The following is a 22,471-nucleotide window of genomic DNA, read 5'->3' as shown; positions in this document are numbered from 1 at the left end:
AGGTCGGTGGCCCGGCCGCGGTCCCACTGATTCCGCCGTCCGACACCACACAACGGAAGCCGAATCGAAATCGCAACAGCCCGGATCCCGCCTGCGGAGCCGAACAGTGGACACTCAGCGCACCAGGGAGGCGTGACGTGAGCACGATCGAGATCGAGTTCGCTCCACATTGGGTGAACGCGTCCTTGGTGCGCACGCTGGCGCGGCCGTTCGTGACGATCGACGGCGTGGAGCATCGCCAGTCGTGGTCGGAACCGTCGACCTACGAGCTGGCACCGGGCGGCCACGAGCTCACCGCATTCATCCGCTATCGCGGCACGACATCCGCACTCGGCATCGGGCGGCGACGCGTCGAACTCGGTGCAGAACAGCACCTTCGGCTGCGAGCTCGAAACGGGTGGGCGAACCACATGCCGTTCGAGTTACAGCTCCGACTCGCCCCAGGTCTCGACGCGTAGTTCGTCCCCGACCGAGATGGTTCCTTCCTCGATCACCGAGAACTTCGAACCGAAGGCGACGCCCTTCTGCCGAGCCCGGCGGTAGGTGCCGAGAGTGCGCAGGGGTTCGGGTCCGGTGCGAACACCGGTGCTCTGCTCCACCGTGGTGACGGCGCAGCGGATCGCCAGCTTCGTGTACGCCAATCGTGCGTCGCCGATCGAGATGTCGCGCACTTCGTCCTCGACATGAGCGTCCTGCGAGCCGTCGACGACGATGTTGGGCCGAAATCGGTCGATCGGCAGCGGGGCGTCGAGGCGGCAGTTCAGACCGGCCAGCGTGGCGGTCGAGAGGATGTGGACGGCGGCGCTGTCGGCGAAATGGGCCGAACCGGGACGGATTCCGTCGGTGACGCGGCCGTGATCGCGGGGCGCGGCGACGAGGCGGGAGGGCTCGCCGATGACGTCGGTGAGCCAGGCGGCGATGTCGTCGCCCTGGTCGATGCCCCGCAGCGGCGTGCCGAACATCGTGACCTCGCGGCCCGCGGAATCACGATCGACGACGGCGGTGACGCTCCCTGCGCTCTCGTGGCGCAGTGTCAGTGAGCCGTTTTCCACCGAGCAGCGAACGACGGCCAGTACGGGATCGGTGCGTTGGCTGCGGAACGAGCCGTCCGCGTCGACGATCATGAACGCTCGGTCGTGTTCGAGACCGGATGTGCTCACCCGGGCCGAGTCCAGTGCCGTACCGGCACATCCTTTGACGGGATAGGTCACCAAAGACGACACGCGCACCCGTCGAGGATACTGGGACACATGACTCGTGCTCTGTTGGTAGTCGATGTTCAGAACGATTTCACCGAGGGTGGTGCGTTGGCCGTGGTCGGCGGTGGGGAGGTGGCGCGCAGGATCAGCGCGTACCTCGCCCGGAGCGGCGACGACTACGATCTCGTGGTGTCCTCACGTGATTGGCACGACGGCGACAGCGACAACGGTGGACATTTCGCCACCGACGCTGCCCCGGATTTCGTCACCACGTGGCCCGTGCACTGCGTCGCGGGAACGGTCGGCGCGGAATATCACCCGGATTACCGAACCGGCAGCGTCGACGTGCATGTCTACAAGGGGCAGGGCAGACCGTCGTACTCGGCGTTCGAAGGCGTCACCGAGGACGGAACATCCCTGTCCGAGATCCTGACCGCCAACGAGGTGACGGCCGTCGACATCGTCGGTCTCGCCACCGATTACTGCGTGCTGGCGTCGGCGAAAGATGCAGTGGCACAGCACCTGGACGTTCGGGTTCTCACCGATCTGGTGGCCGGGGTCGCTCCCGAGACCTCCGCAGCAGCTCTCGACGAACTCCGCGAAGTCGGAGCAGCAGTGGTGTGAGACAGCAGTGGTGTGAAACAGCAGTGGTCTACGAGTCGATCGTGGTGGTGATGGACGTGACCGACGGTGCCGCGGGGGTGCTGCCGAAACCGAACGTCACCGGGGGAGTGACGGGCGTCAGCGAGCCGAGGTCCTCTCCTTGCCAGGATGCGACGACGTCGACGACGCGGTGCTGGTGCCTGGCTCCGTAGTATTCGCGCCTGCCTCCGCCGGCGCTGCCGCGAGTTCGCACTCCGCGCAGTATCACTCGGGCGATGGGGTCGCTGATCGTGCAGAACCACGGTGCGGTGGACACGGCGTCGGGGACGAGGCTCAGGGCGCGGCCGAGAACCGTCGGCCCGGCCACTCGGATGCGTACCGACAGATCCCCGGCGACGACGGACCGCCACCCGTCGGGCTGGTCGGAGAAGGTGACCGGTACCAGCTCGGTGGAATCGAACGAGTATGTCGCCGTGACGAATTCACGTACCGCCTCGTTCGGGGCCACGAGTAGGCGTCGACCGTCCGCGAATTGGACCATCACATCGGTGAATTCGCCGAGGGGCGAGCGCGTCCAGTGTCCGACGACGATGCGCACTCCCGACGTCGTACCTACCCCGTAGATCTCTCCGTGAAACCGTGATCTGGTCATCTTCGTGCACTCTCACCTAGGTAGCACTATGCGGTGCATAGTGGAGGTCATGGCGTCCTCGCAACCCACTGTATTCGTCCTGTTCGGCGCGACCGGAGACCTCGCGAAGCGAATGGTTCTGCCGTCGTTCTACCAACTCCACGTCGAAGGCCTGCTGCCGGAGAAATGGATCCTGATCGGCAACGGTCGCAAGGACTCGTCCGACGACGAGTTCCGCGACCACGTGAAAGATGTGCTCGACGAGTTCGCCGAGAACGTGGCCGACGACGATTGGTCGGCGTTCTCGAAGCGAATCCGATTCGCGGGCAACGGCTTCACCGTCGACGATCCCGGCAAGCTCCCCGACGTCGTCGCCGACGCCAGGAAAGAGATCGGTGACGACGCACAGCTGGTGCACTACATCGCGCTGCCGCCGAGCACGTTCGTCGACTACACGAAGGCCCTGGGTGCACACGATCTCGCCGAGGGTTCCCGAGTGGTGTACGAGAAGCCCTTCGGCACCTCGCAGCACAACTTCGAGGAACTCGACAAGGCCGTGCACGAGGTCGTGAAGGAGGAACAGGTCTATCGCATCGACCATTTCCTCGGTAAGGAAGCAACGCAGAACCTGCACGTGCTGCGGTTCGCCAACGGCATGATCAGCGGCATCTGGAACTCCGAGCACGTGGAGCATGTGCAGATCGACGTGCCCGAGACACTCGACATCGACGACCGCGCCGAGTTCTACGACGAGACCGGTGCCGTACTGGACATGCTGGTGACCCATCTGTTCCAGGTGGCCGCCGAGGTGGCCATGGAACCCCCTGCGTCGTTGAAGGCCGAGGATCTTCAGTCGGCTCGCGAAACGGTGATCGGGCAGTTCCGTCCACTCGACACCGACGAGGTGGTTCTGGGGCAGTACGACGGCTACCGCGACGTCGACGGCGTTGCCGAGGATTCGACGGTCGACACGTTCGTGGCCGCGAAGCTGTGGGTGGATACCGATCGCTGGCGTGGGGTGCCGTTCCTGCTTCGTACCGGCAAGATGCTCGGTGCCGGAGCGCAGCGGGTGTCGCTGGTGTTCCGCAAGCCCGCCGACAGTCCACTGTCGACGCTGCCCGAAGACGGCGCGGTGCTCTCGTTCGACCTGTCCGGTGACGGCAGCATCGATATCGCCATGACGGTCAAGGAACCCGGACCGGATTTCGACCTGTCCGTCGGGCATCTGTCGTTGCCGCTGAAATCGGTGCCCGACGCGGAGCCGTTGAGCCCGTACTCCCGTCTGATCCTCGACGTACTGAACGGGGACCGATCGCTGTTCACCAGACCCGACGGCCTGGCCCACGTGTGGGAGGTGGCGGCACCGCTGTTGAACGATCCGCCCGCGGTGAAGAACTATGCGCCGGGCTCGATGGGACCGACGGAAGCCGACGATCTGGCAGCGCCCTGCGGTTGGTTGATCACCGGGAAAACCGAGGACTGATCACCGGAACGGCGAAGACCCGGGTCGGCTTTCGAGCCCCGAAACAGCCGGTGGGTCCTTTTTGTCCGAAACGATGGAATGGATCGCGTCTGGAACGTTATGTTCCTGTGGCCTGGTCACCCTCCGACTCGGGCCACGACGTGTCTTTCGAAAGGCTTACCCATGCTCCTCGATCTCCTCACCGGCCTCCTGCCCATCCTCGGCGGCGGCGAAGACGGTGGCATCACCGGTGGCCTCACCGATGGTCTCGGTGAACTCCTCGACGGACTGCTCGGCGGAAGCACCGGTAGCTTCGGCTCCAGCTAGGCCCCATTCCGCGAAGTCCGACGGCAAGGCCCCGCTCCTCCACCGCCGAGGATGCCGGGCCTTTCCTCGGTCCCGGGAGCTCACGGGCGGCGCGGCATCAGCATCAGGGCAGCCAGGTAGATCAGTACGACCGTGCCACCGCTGAGCACTGCACCGGCGACGGTGGCGACGCGAACGAGGTTGACGTCCCAGCCGAAGTAGTCGGCTATACCGCCGCAGACGCCTCCGATCATCTTCTGCGAGTTGGACAGGGTGAATTCTCTGGGGGAATTGCTCTCGAATGTCATGGTGAGAAGTCTGCGTCGCCGACGCCTGTGGGCACATCGGGGCTTTCACCCATATCGACCCGGAGAATCGAACGATCGAGAAACGGGTCGCCGAACAAGTTCGGTGACTTTTACGACGCGGACACTCGACCTGTTGTCGGCGCGAGGATTACGGTCGGATGTGTCGGTCGCTTCCGGTCCGTCCCCCTTGCAGACCGGAAGCGTGTCCGATGCGTCCGGTTGCGCTCGGTGTTCACCGAATCGCCATGGACCGGTCACCGATGAGCACTAACTTTCGGCGCATGACCGACTTCGATCTCCGCAACGGCGTGGCTGCACGCAAGAATCTCAGCGACGTGCGGGACATCACGACCGCCGTGGATCTTGCCGATACTTCGGGGTTCGTCGTCGACGACTCCGATGACGACGACCCGGTGTTGCTGACGGTCCCGGGCGGTCACGTCGTCGACACGTGGCGGGAGAACTACCCCTACGACGAGCGTATGACCCGCGCCGAGTACGAACTCGAAAAGCGGCTGCTGCAAATCGAACTCCTCAAGCTGCAGATGTGGTCCAAGGACACCGGACGACGCCACGTCATCATCTTCGAGGGTCGCGACGCCGCCGGTAAGGGCGGCACGATCAAGCGGTTCATGGAGCACCTCAACCCCCGCGGCGCACGCGTCGTCGCGTTGGAGAAGCCGTCGGTGCGGGAGTCGACGGAGTGGTATTTCCAGCGGTACATCGGGCATCTGCCTGCGGCCGGCGAAATTGTGATGTTCGACAGGTCTTGGTACAACCGTGCCGGTGTCGAACGGGTCATGGGGTTCTGCACCGAGGAGCAGCATGCACAGTTCGTTCGGCAGGCACCGCTGTTCGAGCAGATGTTGGTGGACGAGGGCATCAGCTTGACCAAGTTCTGGTTTTCGGTGTCGCAGCACGAGCAGCGCACTCGCTTCGCGATCCGGCAGGTGGATCCGGTACGGCAGTGGAAACTGTCGCCGATGGATCTTGCGTCACTGGACAAGTGGGATGCGTACACCGCTGCGAAGGAAGAGAACTTCCGCGCCACCGATACCGACGTAGCACCGTGGACCGTGGTGAAGAGCAACGACAAGAAGCGCGCGCGGATCAACGCGATGCGGTTCGTGCTCAACAAGTTCGACTACGCCAACAAGGACTCCGAGATCGTGGGCGAAACAGACCCGTTGCTCGTCGGTCGCGCGAAAGACGTGCTCGGAGAATAATTCTGGGCTACTTACCGGGGTCTGCTCGGTGAACGTCCTGCGTCGCTTCGGTATCCGAGCGGCGAGTTCGTGCCGCGTTGTGCACCGCGCCGATGGTTGCGGTAGGAAAGTGGTAGGCCGTATTACCTACGGCTGTACGAAGAGACGAGCATCAGGAGTTCTCATGGGTTCAGCTGCGCAGTTCATCACCGACATTGCAACCGGAGTCTACGACGGCATCGTCGACGCGATCGTCGAGCAGATCGTCGGCGTGCTGACGTCGGGTAGCGCCGCGTAATTCGTCGGTCCACGAGTCGCGGTCGCTGTCGGGGGCGGCCGCGACTTTTCGTCTCCGTGACCGTTTTGTGACAGCTCACCAAGATTTCTGACTTTTCGATGCCAATGCGTGTACGAAACGTTATCCGTTCGGGTAGAAATCTTCATGCAGAGGTAATCGAGTGACGACCGTCACGTTCGATCTGCACATCCCTCGAACAACAAGGAGCCTGTCGCATGTCCGCTGAACTCGGTGACCTCTTGGCAATCTTCATCCAGCTCTTCTCGGGTATCAGTTCTTCCTCCGACTGACATCCCGGCTCCGCGCCGTAGGCCTCGGCCAGGACGGCAGACCGGAGCCGAATCGATGAACAGTAAGGCTCGCGACGCCGCGTCGGCGGCGAATCCCCCTCTCTCGAAGGAGTTTTGATGGAATTTCTCTCGCTGTTGCTGCAGTTGCTCGCTGTCGGCAGCTCCGAAGGAACAGGTTCGGTCGTCAACATCCCCGGCACGCTCCCCAGCTGAAGCCCGACCCCGAAGCCGGGCCCGACTACCGTCGGGCCCGGTTTTCGTGGTTTCGAAGTGTCATTCGGTCGACCGAAATATCCTCCAGCGGTCGATGATTCGCCGCCGACCGGGTAGACCTGAACCTCATCCTCGATGCGCTCGGTATCGACGGTAATAGAGGTGGTGCCATGCTCGAAGCCGTAGTCGGATTCATCAACAGTCAATTGTTCTGGTTCAGCTGGTCGACCGGTAGCTACCACCCGATCATCCTGTGAGGTAGTGCCCTGGGGAAGGTGCGGTCGCACCGTCATAGGGTTGGCCGATGCAGACGGTTCCGATTCAGATGCCCGACGGTTCGACGGTGCCGGTGACGCTGTTTCCGAGTGAGGGCCGAGACGATGCGCCCGTCATCGTCGTTCTCCCGGGTCTCGGCATCCCCGGCGGCTACTACCGGCTGTTCGCCGAAGCGCTCGTCGCCCGCGGATTCCATGCTGCGATCGGCGATCTTCGGGGCCAGGGGGACAGTAAGCCGAAGCCGAGTTCGTCGAGCAGGTACGGATATCAGGAATTGGTCTCGGTCGACTTTCCGGCGATCTTCGAGGTGGTGCGCGAGCAGTTCCCCGCCGCGACCCCGTATCTGCTGGGCCACAGTATGGGCGGACAACTGGGCGCGATGTACGCCGCCCGAATTCGAGGCAGGCTCGGTGGCTTGATCCTGGTGGCGTCCGGGTCGCCGTACCACCGCGGTTTCGGCACCACTCGCGGGGTCCCGCTGTACTTCGGCGCGGCGGCGATGGCGATCACCAGCAACATCGCCGGGTTCTGGCCGGGGGACCGCATCGGGGTCGGCGGATTCGGTCGTCAATCACGAGTGTTGATCGACGACTGGTCGAGGTTCGCCCGAACGGGCTCGATCGAGCCGGCCGGTGCCGATATCGACTACGAGGAACGGATGGGCCGGCTGACCCTACCGGTGCTGGCAGTGACCATCGAGGGCGACGATCTGGCCCCCAAGGGTTCGATGGAGAATCTGACGGCCAAGCTTGCCAACGCCGACATCACCACCGAACACATCGACGAGCCGCTGGGCCACAACGGGTGGATCCGCAATCCCACCGCGGTGGCCGACCTGGTCGAGCGGTGGATGCACCGCTGACACAACCCCGTGCCGAACGATACGGTCGTTTGGACTAATTCATGCGATAAGTTCCAACTCCGCGCCCGTTCTGGTGTATAACGCTAGTGACTCAACTTCTGTTCTGCCGAAGATAGCGAGCACGTGTATGAACGGCCTGGGGGCTACAGCTCGTCGGATCGGTAGGGCTGTGCTCGTGGCCGCGTGTATCGCTGCGTCGGCCGCGCAGGGCACGGCCCTCGCCGCGCCCGACGCGTCGACGTCGTACGTGGTGCGTACGGAGGAGACCGATGCCGTCGCCATGACGGCGTTCGTGTACTCGGCCGCGATGGAGCGGATCATCCCCCTGAAGATTCTTCGATCGCCGGACCGTGCGGAACCGAGCCCTACCGTGTACCTGCTCAACGGCGCGGGCGGTGGGGTGGACGGTATGGACTGGTACACCCAGACCGATGTCGTGTCGTTCTTCGCGGACAAGAACGTCAATGTGGTCACTCCCGTCGGTGGGGCCTATTCCTACTACACGGACTGGCAGCACGACGATCGCGTGCTCGGCCGCAACAAGTGGGAGACCTTCCTGACCCGCGAACTGCCTCCACTCGTCGACCAGCTGCTGAAGACCAACGGCCGCAACGTCATTGCCGGAATCTCGATGGCTGCTACGTCGGTGCTCAATCTGGCGGCGCACAACCCCGGTCTCTTCCGGGCGGTCGGCTCCTACAGCGGCTGCGCCTCGACCACCGATCCGCTGGGCCGCGCGTACGTCAAGACCGTTGTATCGATGGCGCTCGGAGCCGACGTGAAGAACATGTGGGGCGCGGACGACGACCCCGACTGGGTGCGTAACGACGCCGTCGTCAACGCCGACAAGCTGCGCGGCACCGCGCTGTACATCTCCAACGGCAGTGGCCTGGCGGGGGCATCGGACACCTTCGACGGAACCAACCCCAACGGCCCCGGTTTCGTGCTGCTGAACCAGATGGTGGTGGGCGGTGCCATCGAGGTCGCCACCGGCGACTGCACCCGTCGACTGAAGAGCGCGCTCGAAAAGCTGGACATCCCAGCCCATTTCGAGCTACGGGAACGCGGCACGCACTCCTGGGGATACTGGCAGGACGATCTCCACAATTCCTGGCCGATGTTCGAGCAGGCTCTGGCCGACTGACATCACCGGCTCTCGAGGTGCCGCCACAGGAACTCGTACGTCAGTGCGGTCTTGAACGCCAGCTGCGCATTGTCCGACGCCCCACCGTGGCCGCCCTCGATGTTCTCGTAGTAGCTCACGTCCTGACCGAGCTCGGCCAGCCGCGCAGCCATCTTGCGCGCGTGTCCGGGATGGACTCGATCGTCTCGGGTGGACGTGGCGATGAGTATCGGTGGGTACTTCCGCTCGGACGCGGCCACGACGTTCTGGTACGGGGAGTACTGCGAGATGAACTCCCATTCGGCGGGGTCGTCGGGGTTGCCGTACTCGGCCACCCAGGACGCTCCCGCGAGCAACAGGTGGTACCGCTTCATGTCCAGTAGCGGGACCTGACATACCAACGCCCCGAACAGTTCCGGGTACTTCGTTTCCATGATGCCCATCAGCAGGCCGCCGTTGCTGCCGCCCTGGGCGGCCAAGCGGTCGGCGGTGGTGATCCCTCGGGCCACCAAATCGCGCGCGACCGCGGCGAAGTCCTCGTGGACCAGATGCCGGCCCGCTCGCAACACCTGGGTGTGCCAGGACGGTCCGTACTCGCCGCCGCCGCGGATGTTGGCAACGACGTAGGTGCCGCCGCGCTCGAGCCACGTTCGACCCATCGCTCCGCTGTAGCCGGGCGTCATCGAGATCTCGAAGCCGCCGTAGCCGTACAGCAGTGTCGGGCCGGGGCCTGCGTCGCCGCGTCGGACGACGAAGTAGGGGATCGCGGTGCCGTCGTCCGACTCCGCGAAGAACTGCTGCACCGTCATGCCGTCCGCGTCGAAGAAGGCGGGAGCCTGCTTCAGTACCTCGAGCGCGCCGCCGACCGTGCCGACCAACAGCGTGGCCGGGGTGAGGTAACCCGAGGAGCCGAGGAAGAACTCGTCCCCGTTCTCCTCGGCATCCGTACCGATGATCTCGGTCGACGCCAACTCCGACAGCCCGTCGACGGTGGTCGTATCCCAACCGTGCGCACCGGGTGTGAGTACATGCAGACGAGTGCGGACATCCTGCAGCGTCACCAGCAGCAGATGATTCTCGGTCCGGGCGTACTGATGCAGGGATGTGTGCTCGTCCGGAGTGAACAGAACCGTCAGAGATGCTGTGCCGCTCATGAATTCGTCGAAGTCGGCCGCGAGCAGAGCGCCCGCCGGATGGGTGACACCGTCGTAGGTCCACTCGGTCATCGTCCGAACGAGCAGCCAGTTATCGTGGACCGACGTCGATGCGTCCGTCGGCGTCGGAATGCGGGTCACCGCCGTACCGTCGAGCACGTAGGTCTCGGAGTTGTAGAAGTCGGTGGACCGCTGCACGAAGTCGCGCTCGAATCCGGGCGTGCGGTCGTGCCACGCGGAGATCGAGATGTCCTGGGATTCGCCCTCGTAGACGGTCTCCGCGTCGGCGAGCGGGGTGCCTCGGTGCCATCTCTTGGTGATCCGCGGATAGCCGGATTCGGTCAGGGACCCCGGTCCGAAATCGGTGCCGACGAAGACCGTGTCGGCGTCGATCCAGCCGATGTCGGTCTTCGCTTCGGGCAGCGTGAAACCGCCGTCCTTCGCAGCGCGGAACGTGCGGGAGTCGAGATCGAACTCGCGTACCACCGTCGCGTCGGCACCGCCTCGGGACAGCGTCACCAAAGCGCGCAGCTGGTCGGGGCGCAGTACCTGAGCGCCGCCCCATACCCAGTTCTCGCCCTCGTCGGCGGCCAGGGCATCGAGATCGAGCAGGACGTCCCATGCGGGTTCGTCCGTGCGGTACTCGTCCATCGTGGTGCGTCGCCACACTCCGCGGATGTGCTCGGCGTCGCGCCAGAAGTTGTAGAGGAACTGCCCGCGCCTGCGTGCGTACGGGATCCGCGCATCGGTGTCGAGAATCTCGCGTACACCCGCCACGGTGGCGTCGAAACGCTCGCCTGCCAGCGCCTGGATCGTCACCTCGTTCTTCTCGCGTACCCACGCGAGTGCGTCGTCGCCGGTGACGTCTTCGAGCCAGAGGTACGGGTCGTCCGAGAAAGCCATGGCACAGTTCTAGCAGCACACGTGCGGTCGGGTGCAGGACGCGTGCGAGGCTACCGGCTGGTAACGAAGACCAGGTCGATACAGTGTCGGAGGGCACGACTACGCTGGGGACTCGTGACCTCACACTATGACGTCGTTGTCCTCGGAGCCGGTCCCGGTGGGTACGTCGCTGCTATCCGCGCGGCACAACTCGGACTCAGCACTGCCATCATCGAGAAGAAGTATTGGGGCGGTGTGTGCCTGAACGTGGGCTGCATCCCCTCGAAGGCGCTTCTCCGTAACGCCGAGCTGGCGCACCTCTTCACCAAAGAGGCCAAGCTGTTCGGTATCTCGGGTGAAGCATCCTTCGACTTCGGCGCAGCATTCGACCGCAGCCGCAAGGTCGCGGACGGACGCGTCAAGGGCATCCACTTCTTGATGAAGAAGAACAAGATCCCCGAGTACGACGGCCAGGGCACGTTCACCGATGCCAACACCATCGAGGTCGAACTGTCCAAGGGCGGCACCGAGACGATCACGTTCGACAACGCGATCATCGCGACCGGCAGCACTACCAAGCTGCTCCCGGGAACCGAGCTCAGCAAGAACGTCGTCACGTACGAAGAGCAGATCATGACCAAGGATCTGCCGGGCTCGATCCTCATCGTCGGCGCAGGTGCCATCGGTATGGAATTCGGGTACGTCCTGAAGAACTACGGAGTCGACGTCACCATCGTCGAGTTTCTCGATCGCGCGCTCCCCAACGAGGACAAGGACGTCTCGAAGGAGATCGAGAAGCAGTACAAGAAGCTCGGCGTCAAGGTCATCACCGGCGCGGGTGTGCAGAGCATCGACGACGACGGCTCCAAGGTCACCGTCGAGATCAAGCACAACAAGTCCGGTGAGAGCGAGACCTTCACCGTCGACAAGGTGATGCAGTCCGTCGGATTCGCCCCTCGCGTCGAGGGCTTCGGTCTCGAGAAGACCGGTGTCGAGCTCACCGATCGCGGTGCCATCGGCATCACGAACACGATGCAGACCAACGTCCCGCACATCTACGCCATCGGCGACGTCACCGCCAAGCTCCAGCTCGCCCACGTGGCGGAGGCGCAGGCCGTGGTGGCTGCCGAAACCATCGGCGGCGCAGAGACATTGCCGATCGACGACTACCGGATGATGCCACGCGCCACGTTCTGCCAGCCGCAGGTCGCCAGCTTCGGTCTGACCGAGGACCAGGCCCGCGAAGAAGCGCAGGCTCGTGGATCCGACATCAAGGTCGCGAACTTCCCGTTCGCCGCCAACGGCAAGGCACACGGCCTGGGCGACGCGACGGGCTTCGTCAAGCTCATCGCCGACACCGAGCACGGTGAGCTGCTCGGTGGCCACCTCATCGGACCGGACGTCTCGGAGCTGCTGCCGGAGCTGACCCTGGCCCAGAAGTGGGACCTGACGGTCAACGAGCTGGCCCGCAACGTCCACACGCACCCGACGCTGTCGGAGGCACTGCAGGAAGCGATCCACGGCCTCGCAGGCCACATGATCAACTTCTGATCTCTGCTGTAGAACGACGAACGGCGGCGACCACCTCGGTGGTCGCCGCCGTTCGCTTCGTTCTGGGGTACTAGGACTGCTGTCGGGTACTAGGACTTTCGCCAGTGGTCGAACCTGCCCTTGATGTCCGACGCCACGTCGCCGATTCCGTTGCCGACGGCGTCGACGGCACCGGTGAAGCCGCTGCCGATGTCGCGGACCGTCTTGATCAGCGGGTCCTCCGACGTGTCGAAGTTGTTCTTGTACGTGCGGGCCGCGTTACGGAACTCCTCCGACACCTTGGCCTCGTGGTCGGTGGACCGGCGTGGGTAGTCGCCACGAAGGACCGCCGCGTACTCGCCGGTGTCGACCCACTTCTTCAGTTCCGCAGCTCGCAGCACCGAGAACGGGTGCGAGAGGAGTTCGAGATTGAGCAGCTTGAGCACGCCGTCGCGCAGATCTCCACTGGCCTCGTACTCGGCGGCCTGAGCGAGGAAGGCGTCGACGTCGATTTCGCTGATACGTGCGCCGCCCGCCAACTTGAGCTGCACGCTGATCGCGGTGTGCACGTCCTGTCCGCACAGCAAACCTGCTCTGTCGCCGGATAATTCGGATTTGCGCTGCCATTCCATCAGCCCCGCGATGACCGCGCGCAAGGCCCAGCCGCCCACCGGAACCCAGCCGACCGTGCCGGCGAGGCGCATCAGGTGCATGAGAACGGTGCGGTACACCGCGTGGCCGGACAGGGCGTGGCCCAGTTCGTGGCCGACCACGAATCGCTGTTCCTCGTAGGTCATGATGTCGAGCATGCCGGTGGTCAGGACGATGAACGGTCGATCCATCCCGATGGTGAACGCGTTGACCATCGGCGACTGAACCACGAACAGCTCCGGAGTTTCCTCCGCGCCGAGAATCTGCACACAATCGGCTCGAAGATCGTTCAGATCCTTGAACTGGCGTTCGTCGACGCGCACCGCGGTGGCCAAGTACATCAGGCGGTGCTGTCTCTCGCGCAGCAGTCCGGACAGCGTTCGCAGCACCGTGTCGAAGCCCTTGAGGGTGCGAAGAGTGACCAAGGCTGCTCGGTCCGAAGGGTGTTCCCAAGTGCGAGAAGAGATATCGGGAAACTCGATACGAGTACGGTCCGGTGCGTGTGTCACTGTGTGGCTCCCAGTCTGATCGGTCTGTTTGCCAAAGTATCAGTAAAAAGCCCTTCCGGTTCGTTCTTGACCACGGTCAGGTCTCGCATTGCCGGGGGTACAGCAGGGTCGGTAGCGCTAATTCTTGGTGGCACTGACGAATTGGGCGAGACCGCGGATGTCCTGCTCGATGTCGGTCATGCCCGCAGCGGCGAACATCTCGGTGAACTGCCCCTTCGGGAACATGCGTACCCCGACGGCGGCAGATCCCAGGCCGACGACGGTACGCAGCGGTGCCAGGCCCAGTTGACAGCTGGTCATGATGGCGATGCGTCCACCCGGTCGCAGGACGCGGATGAGCTCGTCGACCACCTGCAGTGGATGTGGCACGAGATACAGTGCGGCATAACAGCATACGGCGTCGAATGTCGCGTCGGCGTACGGGAGTTCGGCCGCATCGCCGCGAACGTATGCCGCACGCGGCCCCCGATTGTCGCGCACTGCGCGAGCGATCATGGCCTCGGAGATATCGAAGCCGACGGCGATACCGTCCTCGGTCAGCTGCTCCGACAGGAACCTGGTGAAGTTGCCGGGGCCGCAGGCGACGTCCAGGACTCGCTGCGGCCCGCGTAACCGCAGATCGGTGACGGCCTTGGCGCGTTCGGCGGACATGGGCAGCCCGCCGATGCCCATCATCGATACTCCGAACGGGCGCCAGATGTTCTCGTAGATCGCCGCGACACCGCGGTTGTTCATCGCTCGGCTGGCCATCGTCGGATTGGGGGCTTTGGCGTCGCCCATGAGTTCGACGTAGCCGCCGTCGATCCGGGCGCTCGCACGCACGGACGCCGGTTCGATCATCGCCAGAGCGCGGCGCAGTGCAGTCTCGGGTGTCTCGTTCATCGTCGTGGTGGCCGGTCGCCGTAGTCGCGTTCGACGCGGAGGGTGCCCAATGTGGTTGCCAGCCCGTCGTATTGGGTGACCAGCAAGACGAATTCGATGAGGCGACGTTCGTCGAACTGGGTCGCCAGTTCGGACCACGTGGCGTCGGTGAGCGTCTTGGTCTCGATCAGCTCGTCGACGGCAGTGAGGATGGTGCGGTAGCGAGTCGACAGCCCAGGGGCGTGCGGGCCGGTCATGATCAGCTCGAGCAGGTCTCGGTCGATGCCGGCTCGACGGCCCAGGCGGATGTGGTGGTCCATCTCGTATGCCGATTCGCGCAGGTGCGCCACTCGGAGAATCACCATTTCCGATTCCTTGCGGGATATCTTTCCGCCCGGCATCAGATGGCCGCTGTAGAACAGCCACGCCCGGTACAGGCCACCGGTTCGACCGAGAGTGGTGAACAGGTGGGGGTTGGGTACTCCTGCGCCCTTGGCGATGACCTTGCAGATGACCCAGTTGACGGGGCCGAGGGTGCGGGCGGTACCGGACGGAATGCGTGGAGTGGTCACGATCACATCTTACCGACTGGTAGCTCCGCCGTCCGGGGACGCGGTTCGTAACGCCTTGCAGGGTAGGCTAACCTCTTTTGTGTCTCGCATTTTTCTACCCGGAGGTCCCTCGAAGTGGTGCAGTTCAAGCTCGGTCTGACAGCGTTGGCCATCACCGCGCTCGCGGTGGCGGCAGGAGCGACGGCATGCTCGTCGGCCGATACCGCCGACGGGTCCGCCGGCGAAGCGACTCGAACGGTCGAGACCGTTCGAGGCTCGATCGACGTTCCCGACAATCCTCTACGGGTCGTCACCCTGGAACCGGTGGAACTCGACACCACGGTCGCGCTCGGCATCGTGCCCGTCGGCACGGCGGTGCTCAGCGAAACCGCCGGTGTGCCGCCCTATCTCGGTACGGAAGCGGCCGACATCGCGACCGTGGGCACGGTGGCCGAACCGACCATCGAGGACATCGCGGCCGCGCAACCCGACCTGATTCTCGGGACGGAGACTCGGCACGCGCAGTACTACGACCAACTCTCCGCCATCGCGCCGACGGTGTTCATCGCCTCCCAGTCCGATCCGTGGCGCGACAGTGTCCGATTCGTCGGGCGCGTTCTCGGCAAGGAAGCGAAGGCCGAGGAACTGCTCACCGCCTACGACGACCGGTGCGCCGAGATCGCCGAAAAGCACGACACCGCCGGGAAAACAGCGCAGTTGATCAGGCCGCGCAGTGGTGAGCTGACCCTGTACGGGCCGTCGTCGTTCGCCGGAAGCACGCTCGAATGCGCGGGATTCACCACGCCGCCGCGGCCGGAATGGGCCGACGAGATCTCGGTCGACCTCTCGCCCGAGCTCGCGGCTCAGGCGGCCGCGGACTTGATCGTCGTCACCGCCGACAACCCGTCGGACCCCGGCGCAATCCCGTCGTCGATCACCGACAATGCTGCGACACTGCCCAATCCGCATGCGGTGGACCTGTCCTACTGGATCACCGGCGTCGGGCCCATGGGCGGGCAAACCGTGCTCGACGACATCGATCGTATTCTGTCGGATTCCAACTGACGCGTCAGAGTCGGACGGCACCCGCCAGTGCCGCGGCCTGACGGGCGCGCTCGACCACTCGGTCGCGGGACGAATCGATATGTGCAAGAAGCGTATCCAGCGCCGTGTCCAGCTGCCCGGCCAGTAGGTGCTCGACGATCGCGAGATGTTCATCGATCGCCGAGACCACGGCCGACGCGTCGAGACCACCGAGAATACGCACGGGCCGCACCTTGGCGTTGACGGCGCACAGGGCCTCGGTCAGAGCCGCATTGCCCGATGCGGCCGACAACGCGACATGGAACTGCTCGTCCATGGCGACCATGTCGTCGGTGGTCTCCGGTGGGTGCGCACGCAACCCGGCCCACGTCGCCGCCAACGCCGACAAGGCAGCCCGATCGAAGGACTGCGGCGTCGAGCGAGTGATTCCGCGGGACTCGAGAGTCGACCGCAGTTCGTACAGATCCGGTAGGTCGCCGAGCCGGGGACGATAGGGATGCAGACCGGCCTCGTCGCGCACGACCAGACCGTCGGCTTGCAGACGTGCCAGCGCCTCCCGCACAGGAGTGCGCGAGACGCCGTACAGCTCGGCGAGACGCTCCTCGCCGAGCCGTTCCGTGGAGCCGATCGCACCGGAGATCAGATCCCGGCGCAGTGACGAATAGACCTTCTCGCGAAGGTCCTTGCGCGGCACGATACGCCCGGTCAGATCGCCATGGCTGCGCGCACGTCGGCTTCGGAATCGGATCCGCCCACACCGGTGGACGTGATCCGGCCGGCCTCGAGAATGTAGTACTTCTGGGCAGATTCCAATGCGAAGCCGATGTGCTGCTCCACCAACAGCACTCCGAGACCGCCGCGGCGGGTGAGCTCGATGACGGTGCGCTCGATCTCGGCGACGACAGACGGCTGAATGCCCTCGGTCGGCTCGTCGAGAATCAGCATCCGCGGTTCGGTGATCAAGGCTCTTGCGATGGCGAGCTGTTGGCGCTGGCCGCCGGACAGCAGGCCGGCTCTGCGATTCAGCAATTCCTTCAGCGCCGGAAAGAGGTCGAGTACCTCGTCGATCAGTGCCTTGCCGCGCTTGCGCCCGTCGGCCACCACCTGCAGGTTCTCCGCTGTCGTCAACTGGCCGAACGACTGCTGGCCCTGTGGCACGTAGGCCAGTCCGCGGGCGACGCGGGCGCTGGGCCGCAACGCACTGACGTCCTCACCGTCGAACATGACCTTGCCCGAGTTCACTTTCAACAGCCCGACCGCCGCGCGCAGCAGCGTCGTCTTGCCCGCACCGTTGTGGCCCATCACCGCCGCGACACCGTCGGCGGGAACCGTCAGCGACGCACCGTGAACGACCTCGCTGCGGCCGTAACCTGTTCTGACGTCGACCAGTTCAAGCATGATCGGCTCCCTCTTCTGCGATGTGCTCGAGTTCCTCGCCCGCCGCGGCGGTGCCGAGGTAGACCTGCTGAACCTTCGGATCGGCCTGCACCTCGGCCACGGTGCCCTCGGCCAGAACGCGTCCGGCCGCCAGCACTGTCACCGAGGTCGCGAACATCCGCATGAAGTCCATGTCGTGCTCCACCACCACCACGGTCCGTTCACCGCCGATGCGTTGCAGCAGCTGGCCCGTCTCCTCACGTTCCTCGTGGCTCATGCCGGCGACCGGCTCGTCTAGCAGAAGCACATCGGCGTTCTGCACCAACAACATTCCGATCTCGAGCCACTGCTTCTGGCCGTGCGCCAGAATTCCTGCGGCCTTGTCTCTCTGGGCCGTCAGACCGGTCGTCTCGAGGGCCTCCTCGATCTGCGGCAGAACCGATGCCCGACGGCGCAGCATCGTCAGCACGGATCGTCCGGACCCAGCGGCGATGTCCAGGTTCTGCAGCACCGTCAAATTTTCGAAGATGCTGGCCGTCTGGAAGGTTCGACCGATACCGAGCCGGGCGATCTGATGCACCTTCTTGCCCAGCAGTTCCACTCCGGACTTGGTGACAGAGCCGGTGGCCGGAACGAGACCGGTGATGGCGTCGATCAGCGTGGTCTTGCCGGCTCCGTTCGGTCCGATGAGGAAGCGAAGATCGCCCTGCATCAGCGTCAGATCGACGTTGGTGTTGGCCTTGAAGCCGTCGAAACTGACTGTCAGATCGCGGACTTCGAGGTACTGACTGGACATGCCGGCGTTGCCGCCGAACGTGGGCTGCGGGCCTTCGACATGGATCATCGTGCGAGCTCTTTCTCTGGTTCCGCGCTGGCCTCGGGGACCGATTCGGGCTCTTTCTTTCGCTTGCGCAGTGCGAAGAGTCCGGCGATGCCGGCGGGGAAGAATCCGACGACCACGACGAACAGCAGACCTTGCGCATACGTCCAACCGGACGGGAACTGCTCGGACAGCGTGGTCTGCGCCCACGCGACTCCGAGCGCGCCGAGAACCGGGCCGAGCAGAGTGGTGCGGCCGCCGATGGCGACGCCGATGAGAAACGCGATGGACGGAACGATGCCGACGTCGTTGGGGGAGATGATGCCGACGATCGGGACGAACAGCGCCCCGGCGAGACCGGCGAAGAACGCTGCGGCGACGTACGCGACGATCTTGACGTTCGCCGGGTCGTAGCCGAGGAAGCGCACTCGCTCTTCCTGATCGCGGACGGCGACCAGTAGTTCGCCGTAGCGCGAATACATCAGCTGGCGGGTGATGGCGACGACGACGAGCAGTACGCCCGCAGCGATGAAGAACAGCATCTGCTTGTTGGCCGGGTCGTTGAGGTTGAACCCGAAGAACGTGCGGAACCTGTTGAGCCCGTTGGATCCACCGGTGGTCTGCTGTCCGATGAGCAGGATCGCGAAGGCGGCGGCCAGTGCCTGACTGAGGATCGCGAAGTACGCGCCCTTGACACGACGCTTGAACACGCCGAGGCCGAGCACCAGCGCCACCAGCGCCGGCACGAACAGGATGCCCAGGATCGTCGTGATGGGCGAGGTGAACGGCAGCCAGTACGAGGGCAATTCACGGATACCGGCGATGGACATGAAGTCCGGTACCGCGTCGCCGCGCAGATCGGCGTCGGAGATCTTCAGATGCATGGCCAAGATGTAGGCACCGATGCCGAAGAAGACACCCTGGCCGAGGGTGAGCATTCCGCCTCGGCCCCAGGCCAATCCGATACCGACAGCCACGATTGCGTAGCAGATGAACTTGCCCAGCAGATTCAACCGGAAGTCGCTGAGGACGGCGGGCGCCACAGCGAACAACAGGATTGCGGCGAGCGCGAAACCCAGCAGAGCGCCGCGCTTGGCGATGAACTCGCTCATACCAGGCTCCTTGTCTTGACGGCGAACAAGCCCTGCGGGCGGGCCTGCAGGAAGATCACGATGAGGACGAACACGATGACCTTGGCGATCGAGGCCGTGGTGCTGTATTCGATGAACGAGTTGAGGATTCCCAGGGCGAAGGCGGCGATCACCGCGCCCTTGATCTGGCCGAGTCCACCGACGACGACCACCAGGAAGGCGTCGATCAGATAGCTCTGTCCCACAGTGGAACTCGTGGATCCGATCAGAGTCAGTGCCACGCCCGCGACGCCCGCCAAACCGGAGCCGAGGAAGAACGTCGAGATGTCGGTCCGGCGGCTCGAAATGCCCGAGGTTTCCGCGAGATCGCGGTTCTGCACCACCGCGCGGATGCGTCGACCCATGGCGGTCTTCTTCAGCGCGATCGACAGTGCGACAACGGCGACGACCGCCAGCACGAGAATGAAGATTCGGGTCTTGGGCACCACGGCACCGAGGATGTCGACGCCGCCGCTCAGCCATTCCGGCGAGACGACGTTGACCGCCGGGGCACCGAAGATGTCGCGAGCGAGCTGTTGCAGGATGAGCCCGACGCCGAACGTGACGAGCAGGGTGTCCAGTGGACGGTGGTACATGCGCTGGATCAGCGTCACCTCGAGCAGCACACCCATTGCGCCGCCGACGAGGAAGCCGACGATCAGCGAGATGAACAGTGATGCACCGCCGGTCGAGACGATCTGCTGCACAACGTAGGCCGTGTACGAGCCGGCCATGATGAACTCGCCGTGTGCCATGTTGATGACGCCCATCTGACCGAACGTCAGTGAGAGCCCGAGGGCGGCGAGCAAGAGAATGGATCCGATCGACAGGCCGGTGAACAACTGTCCGATCACGACGTCCATGGGGGAGCTCCTTCGGAGCATGTGAGTGGAACTTCGTAGCAGGCTACGAAGTTCCACTCACATGGGTGGTGGTCAGTTGAGGTCGGAGGCCCAGTCGTAGGTCTCGAGGAACGGGTCGGGAGCGATGGCCTCGGGGGACTCCCACACCGTGTAGATCAAGCCGTCGGGCCGGATCTCGCCGATGCGGGCAGTCTTGGAGATGTGGTGGTTGTCGCCGTCGATGACGACCTCGCCCTCGGGAGCGGCGAAGCTGACACCGTCGGCTGCGGCCTGAATGTCGGCCACCGCGAACGAATTTGCCTTCTCGACGGTGTTCTTCCACAGGTATACCGAGGTGTACGCGGCTTCCATGGGGTCCGAGGTGGGCTTGTCGGCACCGTACTTCGCCTTGTAGTCGGCGACGAACTTGGTGTTCTCCGGGCTGTCGACGGTCTGGTAGTAGTTCCAGGCAGTCAGCTGGCCCGCGATGTTCGCGGCTCCGATGCCCGCCACCTCTTCCTCGGCGATGGACACCGAGATGACCGGCATGTCAGCAGCTTTGAGGCCGGCGTTGGTGTACTCACGGAAGAATGCGACGTTGGAATCACCGTTGAGCGTGTTGAACACGGCATCGGCGTCGGCGGAGCGCACCTTGTTGACGATGGTGGAGAAGTCCGTCGAACCGAGCGGGGTGTAATCCTCGCCCTTGATCTCGATACCGTTGGCGGCCGCATACGCCTTGATCTCGCGGTTGGCGGTCTGCGGGAACACGTAGTCGCTGCCCACCAGGTAGAGGGACTTGACGCCCTTCTCCTTCAGATAGTCCAGGGCCGGGATGATCTGCTGGTTGGTGGTGGCTCCGGTGTAGAAGATGTTCTTCGACGCCTCGAGGCCCTCGTACTGCACGGGGTAGTAGAGGAGAGCGTCGTTGTCCTCGAAGACCGGCAGCATCGCCTTGCGCGACGATGACGTCCAGCCACCGAAAACGGCTGCGACACAATCGCTGCTGATCAGCTTCTCGGCCTTCTCGGCGAACACGGTCGGCTCGGATGCGCCGTCCTCTGCGACGACCTCGATCTGCTTTCCGTTGACGCCACCGGCCGCGTTGATCTGCTCGACGGCGAGTGCGATCGAATCACGCACTGTCACTTCGCTGATCGCCATCGTGCCGGACAGGGAGTTGAGCGAGCCGACCTTGATGGTGTCACCGGAGGTGTCCACACACGAGGTGGACGAGCCTCCACTGCCCTCGGCGGTGGTGGTGTCGCTCGCCTTGCTACCGCAGGCAGTGGCAACCAGGCTCAATGCAGCCAGTGCTGCGGGAACGACCATGACGCGCTTGACGGACATGCGCTTCGAGACAGCAGGCATCTACGGCCCTTTCGGAAAGTGTGTATACGGAGATGTATTCGCGATTGCGAACAGTAAAGGCAACTTATTGCGTTGGTATTTTCTGCGGTGACGAGTCTGTTTCTCGCGTTACGAGTAGGTAAAGGCGAGCGAATGACAAGACTGCTTGACATTCTGTGACAAGCAGAGTTGACTTTTTGTCATGCCCGGATCCAACAACGTTCGCGCGCATCGCAAACAGGCACGCATCACGCAGGCCGAACTCGGCACCATCTGCGGAGTCAGCCGACAGAGCATCGTCTCCGTCGAGGGCGGCGACTACGCACCGAGCGTGTACCTGGCACTGCGACTGGCCCGAGCACTCGACACGACAGTCGAAACACTGTTCGGCGACGACGAAGGGAAACGAACATGAGCGCATTCACCAAAGCTGCCCGCTTCGTGGGAGACCTGGACGACGACTTCTATGCCGACGAACTACAACGCGACATCTGGAACGAGGCTTCGGCCGTCGGATTCCAATCCCTGCTGTGGATCGGAATGATCGCCGGCGCTGTACTGCCCTTCGCGGCGGGTGTCACCGGGGCCTGGGTGGCATTGGGAATCTTCGTGGCTCTCCTCACGGTCGCCAACGTAGTTGTGGGGTACGCCCGAGCGCGGGGGATCGACATGTACACCTCGCAGAAGCTTCGCCGGTCGCGGATCGGGGTGTTGGTGGTTCTCTATCTCGTGGGTGCTGGTGGTGCCGGCCTGCGCCTGCTGCTTCATTACGGACACGGGAGGCTCGCACCGATCCTGGTCGGTGCCGGCATCGGCCTTGTCGGAGGTCTTGCCGGTGTCGTGGTGGGCATCAGGGGTAGGCGGCGGCAGGCCCGACAGGCCGAGCGTGCCGCCGAGCTGGCCGAGCAGCGGGCTTTCGATACGGACGAATGAATTGGGTCTCGAATGTGTCGCACGATCTGTTACAGGGTGCAAGGATGCGTAAAGGCTTCGG

Annotated in this window: 24 protein-coding genes; 11 read left to right on the top strand and 13 right to left on the bottom strand. The window is 64.1% G+C overall.

The features are described 5' to 3' along the window. Positions 1-137: 137 nt before the first annotated feature. The gene (locus AB0O58_RS23510) at positions 138-458 is read left to right on the top strand and encodes a hypothetical protein (protein WP_027498433.1); all 321 of its coding nucleotides are present in this window, start codon (positions 138-140) and stop codon (positions 456-458) included. On the opposite strand, the gene AB0O58_RS23505 is transcribed toward AB0O58_RS23510, so the two are convergent. Beyond that, entirely contained in the window at positions 423-1,229 is an 807-nt protein-coding gene (locus tag AB0O58_RS23505; RefSeq protein ID WP_366238860.1) for an MOSC N-terminal beta barrel domain-containing protein, read from the bottom strand. The two genes, AB0O58_RS23510 and AB0O58_RS23505, sit on opposite strands and share 36 nt — an antisense overlap. Before the next feature lie 21 nt (positions 1,230-1,250). Here AB0O58_RS23505 and AB0O58_RS23500 point away from each other — a divergent pair, with 21 nt between their 5' ends. Next, positions 1,251-1,823, top strand: coding sequence for an isochorismatase family protein (locus AB0O58_RS23500; RefSeq protein WP_032365156.1), 573 nt, complete (start codon positions 1,251-1,253; stop codon positions 1,821-1,823). 28 nt (positions 1,824-1,851) lie between these two features. Here AB0O58_RS23500 and AB0O58_RS23495 read toward each other — a convergent pair whose 3' ends face one another. Continuing rightward, positions 1,852-2,454, bottom strand: a complete 603-nt coding sequence (locus AB0O58_RS23495; protein ID WP_032381215.1) for a hypothetical protein — start codon at positions 2,452-2,454, stop codon at positions 1,852-1,854. A gap of 49 nt (positions 2,455-2,503) precedes the next feature. Here AB0O58_RS23495 and AB0O58_RS23490 point away from each other — a divergent pair, with 49 nt between their 5' ends. Next, positions 2,504-3,916 carry a glucose-6-phosphate dehydrogenase (NADP(+)) gene (locus AB0O58_RS23490; RefSeq protein ID WP_027498429.1) on the top strand — a complete coding sequence of 471 codons (1,413 nt, stop codon included), beginning with the start codon at positions 2,504-2,506 and terminating at the stop codon, positions 3,914-3,916. Between the two features lie 162 nt (positions 3,917-4,078). Then, positions 4,079-4,222, top strand: coding sequence for a hypothetical protein (locus AB0O58_RS23485; protein WP_366238859.1), 144 nt, complete (start codon positions 4,079-4,081; stop codon positions 4,220-4,222). Between the two features lie 80 nt (positions 4,223-4,302). Here AB0O58_RS23485 and AB0O58_RS23480 read toward each other — a convergent pair whose 3' ends face one another. Further along, positions 4,303-4,509, bottom strand: a complete 207-nt coding sequence (locus AB0O58_RS23480) for a PspC domain-containing protein (protein ID WP_027498428.1) — start codon at positions 4,507-4,509, stop codon at positions 4,303-4,305. Positions 4,510-4,790: 281 nt separating this feature from the next. On the opposite strand from AB0O58_RS23480, the gene ppk2 reads away from it, so the two are divergent. From ppk2 to AB0O58_RS23465, 3 genes are all read left to right on the top strand, one after another. Beyond that, entirely contained in the window at positions 4,791-5,735 is a 945-nt protein-coding gene (gene ppk2 / locus AB0O58_RS23475; protein ID WP_045840630.1) for a polyphosphate kinase 2, read from the top strand. Between the two features lie 1,084 nt (positions 5,736-6,819). Then, positions 6,820-7,653 (top strand): alpha/beta fold hydrolase, encoded by an 834-nt coding sequence (locus AB0O58_RS23470; RefSeq protein ID WP_027498426.1) that lies wholly within the window; start codon positions 6,820-6,822, stop codon positions 7,651-7,653. A gap of 127 nt (positions 7,654-7,780) precedes the next feature. Then, the gene (locus AB0O58_RS23465; RefSeq protein WP_032373716.1) at positions 7,781-8,797 is read left to right on the top strand and encodes an alpha/beta hydrolase family protein; all 1,017 of its coding nucleotides are present in this window, start codon (positions 7,781-7,783) and stop codon (positions 8,795-8,797) included. 2 nt (positions 8,798-8,799) lie between these two features. Here the strand turns inward: AB0O58_RS23465 and AB0O58_RS23460 are convergent, their stop codons facing one another. After that, the gene (locus AB0O58_RS23460; protein WP_366238858.1) at positions 8,800-10,833 is read right to left on the bottom strand and encodes a prolyl oligopeptidase family serine peptidase; all 2,034 of its coding nucleotides are present in this window, start codon (positions 10,831-10,833) and stop codon (positions 8,800-8,802) included. A 114-nt stretch (positions 10,834-10,947) separates the two neighbouring features. Here AB0O58_RS23460 and lpdA point away from each other — a divergent pair, with 114 nt between their 5' ends. Then, positions 10,948-12,363, top strand: a complete 1,416-nt coding sequence (lpdA, locus tag AB0O58_RS23455; RefSeq protein WP_032365160.1) for a dihydrolipoyl dehydrogenase — start codon at positions 10,948-10,950, stop codon at positions 12,361-12,363. A gap of 89 nt (positions 12,364-12,452) precedes the next feature. Here the strand turns inward: lpdA and AB0O58_RS23450 are convergent, their stop codons facing one another. The 3 genes from AB0O58_RS23450 to AB0O58_RS23440 all read right to left on the bottom strand — a co-directional run bounded on the left by AB0O58_RS23450 (position 12,453) and on the right by AB0O58_RS23440 (position 14,941). Next, positions 12,453-13,502: a M48 family metallopeptidase gene (locus AB0O58_RS23450; protein WP_032365161.1), complete on the bottom strand. Its 1,050-nt coding sequence runs from the start codon at positions 13,500-13,502 to the stop codon at positions 12,453-12,455. A 117-nt stretch (positions 13,503-13,619) separates the two neighbouring features. Continuing rightward, positions 13,620-14,384 (bottom strand): methyltransferase domain-containing protein, encoded by a 765-nt coding sequence (locus AB0O58_RS23445; RefSeq protein ID WP_366238857.1) that lies wholly within the window; start codon positions 14,382-14,384, stop codon positions 13,620-13,622. Next, positions 14,381-14,941 carry a carboxymuconolactone decarboxylase family protein gene (locus tag AB0O58_RS23440; protein WP_027498420.1) on the bottom strand — a complete coding sequence of 187 codons (561 nt, stop codon included), beginning with the start codon at positions 14,939-14,941 and terminating at the stop codon, positions 14,381-14,383. The genes AB0O58_RS23445 and AB0O58_RS23440 overlap by 4 nt, the downstream gene beginning before the upstream one ends. Before the next feature lie 144 nt (positions 14,942-15,085). Here AB0O58_RS23440 and AB0O58_RS23435 point away from each other — a divergent pair, with 144 nt between their 5' ends. Then, positions 15,086-15,979, top strand: a complete 894-nt coding sequence (locus AB0O58_RS23435; protein WP_366238861.1) for an iron-siderophore ABC transporter substrate-binding protein — start codon at positions 15,086-15,088, stop codon at positions 15,977-15,979. A gap of 4 nt (positions 15,980-15,983) precedes the next feature. Here AB0O58_RS23435 and AB0O58_RS23430 read toward each other — a convergent pair whose 3' ends face one another. The 6 genes from AB0O58_RS23430 to urtA form a co-directional block, all read right to left on the bottom strand. Next, positions 15,984-16,652: a GntR family transcriptional regulator gene (locus AB0O58_RS23430; RefSeq protein WP_032386164.1), complete on the bottom strand. Its 669-nt coding sequence runs from the start codon at positions 16,650-16,652 to the stop codon at positions 15,984-15,986. Between the two features lie 11 nt (positions 16,653-16,663). Continuing rightward, a complete protein-coding gene (gene urtE / locus AB0O58_RS23425; protein ID WP_283551159.1) occupies positions 16,664-17,356 on the bottom strand; it encodes an urea ABC transporter ATP-binding subunit UrtE in 693 nt (230 codons plus the stop codon). After that, entirely contained in the window at positions 17,349-18,179 is an 831-nt protein-coding gene (gene urtD, locus AB0O58_RS23420) for an urea ABC transporter ATP-binding protein UrtD (protein ID WP_283551160.1), read from the bottom strand. Before urtD ends, urtE begins: the two co-directional genes overlap by 8 nt. After that, a complete protein-coding gene (gene urtC / locus AB0O58_RS23415; RefSeq protein WP_366238856.1) occupies positions 18,176-19,267 on the bottom strand; it encodes an urea ABC transporter permease subunit UrtC in 1,092 nt (363 codons plus the stop codon). The genes urtD and urtC overlap by 4 nt, the downstream gene beginning before the upstream one ends. Continuing rightward, entirely contained in the window at positions 19,264-20,148 is an 885-nt protein-coding gene (gene urtB / locus AB0O58_RS23410) for an urea ABC transporter permease subunit UrtB (protein WP_027498414.1), read from the bottom strand. The genes urtC and urtB overlap by 4 nt, the downstream gene beginning before the upstream one ends. Before the next feature lie 72 nt (positions 20,149-20,220). After that, the gene (gene urtA / locus AB0O58_RS23405) at positions 20,221-21,498 is read right to left on the bottom strand and encodes an urea ABC transporter substrate-binding protein (protein WP_283550833.1); all 1,278 of its coding nucleotides are present in this window, start codon (positions 21,496-21,498) and stop codon (positions 20,221-20,223) included. Between the two features lie 181 nt (positions 21,499-21,679). Between urtA and AB0O58_RS23400 the strand changes: the two genes are divergently transcribed. Both AB0O58_RS23400 and AB0O58_RS23395 read left to right on the top strand, forming a co-directional pair. Next, on the top strand, positions 21,680-21,892 hold the full coding sequence (locus AB0O58_RS23400; RefSeq protein WP_027498412.1) for a helix-turn-helix transcriptional regulator: 213 nt from the start codon (positions 21,680-21,682) through the stop codon (positions 21,890-21,892). Then, entirely contained in the window at positions 21,889-22,410 is a 522-nt protein-coding gene (locus tag AB0O58_RS23395; RefSeq protein ID WP_222066584.1) for a hypothetical protein, read from the top strand. The genes AB0O58_RS23400 and AB0O58_RS23395 overlap by 4 nt, the downstream gene beginning before the upstream one ends. Positions 22,411-22,471 lie beyond the last annotated feature (61 nt).

Origin of the sequence: Rhodococcus sp. NPDC080181 (genome assembly GCF_040702225.1) — a bacterium.
In the GTDB taxonomy this organism is placed as follows: domain Bacteria; phylum Actinomycetota; class Actinomycetes; order Mycobacteriales; family Mycobacteriaceae; genus Rhodococcoides; species Rhodococcoides fascians.
Note: the sequence above shows the minus strand (reverse complement) of the source record. Positions and strands in the feature narration are given on the sequence as shown.